We start from the raw sequence: 2424 nt of genomic DNA, 5'->3' as shown, positions 1-2424 counted from the left end.
ATCTGCTCTTCCGTAAAACGCGAACGCTTCATATCCCACCTCAATGTTAGGTAGAATCCTATCACAAAATGGAGGAAGTTATGGGGAGCAGGTCAGTAGGTATGAGACTTTATTGCTCAACTACATATCGTCCCCTGACGAAGTTGAGGGCATCGTGCGAGTGAGTGTCTCAGAGTCTGTAGGCATTGAGATCTTACCAACTATGTTGGCATCCCTTCGCATTCATCACCCGAAGCTACGTTTAGAGCTTGTCCTGACTAATGGCGGTGCAAATTTGTTGGAGTAAGAGGTTGATATTGTACTGCGAATGATCGACGCAAAACAGTAAGCACTGCTCGCACAAAAAATGGCGAAAGTCCCTCTAGGTTTATTCGCACATCAAGCCTATCTCGAAGTTCGAGGCATGCCAACGAGCGTTGAAAAGTACAAAGATCTCATGCAAGTGATACCGGGCCTTCAACTAGGTCCCCTGGAAACTTGGGTGTGGCCGATAAGAACTTACGGAACGTCTCACGCGTGCACGCATTCATTGACCATCTGGTACAAGTGTTTAATGATTGGAGCCCAGACGATCCTTCCTGTTGAGGGCAGCAGCCCCCCTCATTCAGGCAGGAACTCAGGATGAGGGGCTATTGTTTTGATGTTCCACCAGCATATCAATAAAATGGCGTACCCGAGGCTCCAGAAACCGTTTATGAGGGTATAGAATAACGATAGGGACATCACCGGGCTTTACCTGCGGCAGCACGTGTTCCAGACGACCGGCTGCTAGATCCTCCCTGACGAGACGTTGTGGCAACAGAGCAATCCCCAGCCCGTATAAAGCTGCTTCTCGCAAGGCTTCTGCACTATCAAGTCTCAAGCGCACGCGGCCTTGGGCATTGCTCCAGAGACCATCGGAATCCATTAAATGCCAATTTTGCCTTTCTCCACCACTTGAGAACTGCAAAAGGTCATGAAAGCCGAGTTGCTCAACAGATGTCGGGTGGGTGCGCTCCTGAAAATATGAGGGAGCAGCACAAAAAAGAGACGTATCTGTCAGGAGAGTTCGTGAGATCAAACCTTGGGCAGGTGAGCTAAGGCCAACACGAATGGCAAGATCAAAACCGTCTTCAATAACATTGTTGATACGGTCAGAGAAGCTTATCTCAATCTTTATATCTGGCCATTTTTTAAGAAACTTCTGAACAGATGGTAACAGCAATTTGCGACCGAGTGCATCTGGTGCAGTAATCCGAAGTGTACCTCGCGGCGCCCCAAGATCATCAGCAACACTGGCATCAGCTGCCTGGACTGCTGAACGGATGACTTGCCCATGTTCGTAGAGGTTGCGTCCTTCCTCTGTAAGACTAAGTGAGCGTGTGGTCCGGTTTAAAAGACGTACACCGTAGCCACTCTCTAATCTTGCGACTGCCTTGCCGGCTGTTGATCGGGACAATCCAAATGCTTTTCCGCCCGCGACAAAGTTTCCAGCATCAACGACTGCCAGGAAAACAAGAATGTCATTCACTTTGGATCCGACCATGACACATTACCTTGTAGATATGAGCTCGCCACAGAGGCGATCACAAATCGACTATTGTTGGGCATATATATGGTCGTGTTGCTCTCAAGGAAAGGAAAAAACATGTCCTCATCACTCAAGCGGATGAACCCACAGTCACTGCCCGACGCTGGCAAACTAGGTTATTCTCAAATCTCAATAGCTGATCCCTCCCGATTAGCCTTTGTCTCTGGCCAAGTCGCTTGGCGTGCCGAAGGTGGTACCGCTCCTAGAACGTTGGAGGAACAAACAGCAGTTGTCATTGAAAATCTCAAAGGTGCTTTAACTGCAACTGAGACAAGTTCTCAGGATATCGTCCAGATGCGGGTTTACATGACCGATCTGCATGCAGAATCTATGGAGGTTGCTATGACGCAGGTAATGGCATTTCTTGACGGAGCGCAACCGAGCCTGACCGGGGTCGGCGTAGCTGCTTTAGCGGCCCCTGAGCTTCAAATAGAAATTGAAATAGTCATTCAATTGCCACTCTAATTCTACCTAAAGCTGTTTTGGTAGAGATCACCTAACAAACTGGCATCATTTCATTTTAACACCTCAAATGATGCCAAAAAAGGCCTTCTCTCACGACAAGAAAGATGCAAAACAGAGGATCCAAGCCTCCGGCTCAGTTTTTGGAGCAGCTATATCTCAACTTTTTCTGAGAGAGCTAACGCACCTTCCAGTTTGATGCAAAGGATAAAGCTCGGGTTCTTGGCAGCACAATGACGTTGTTGCATGGGTCAGAACTGAGCTGAGGTTTCCCCAAACCCACACATTTGGTTTCATGAGACCTTCTCGAACGTAGGACGTCCGAGGGCGTTCATGATGTTGAGAGCGTTGACGCCAATTTTTGCCTCTGCTCTCTGGGTTTTGATGTTGCG

At 48.3% G+C, this 2424-nt stretch carries 2 protein-coding genes; one reads left to right on the top strand and one right to left on the bottom strand.

Annotated features, from left to right (window positions below; translation table 11 throughout):
• Positions 1-616: 616 nt before the first annotated feature.
• Positions 617-1525, bottom strand: coding sequence for a LysR family transcriptional regulator (locus BMZ51_RS23485; protein WP_068008795.1), 909 nt, complete (start codon positions 1523-1525; stop codon positions 617-619).
• A 102-nt stretch (positions 1526-1627) separates the two neighbouring features.
• Here BMZ51_RS23485 and BMZ51_RS23480 point away from each other — a divergent pair, with 102 nt between their 5' ends.
• The gene (locus BMZ51_RS23480) at positions 1628-2035 is read left to right on the top strand and encodes a RidA family protein (RefSeq protein ID WP_068008792.1); all 408 of its coding nucleotides are present in this window, start codon (positions 1628-1630) and stop codon (positions 2033-2035) included.
• Positions 2036-2424: the final 389 nt, after the last annotated feature.

The sequence above is a fragment of the Pseudovibrio axinellae genome (genome assembly GCF_900110875.1).
Lineage (GTDB): Bacteria > Pseudomonadota > Alphaproteobacteria > Rhizobiales > Stappiaceae > Pseudovibrio > Pseudovibrio axinellae.
Note: the sequence above shows the minus strand (reverse complement) of the source record. Positions and strands in the feature narration are given on the sequence as shown.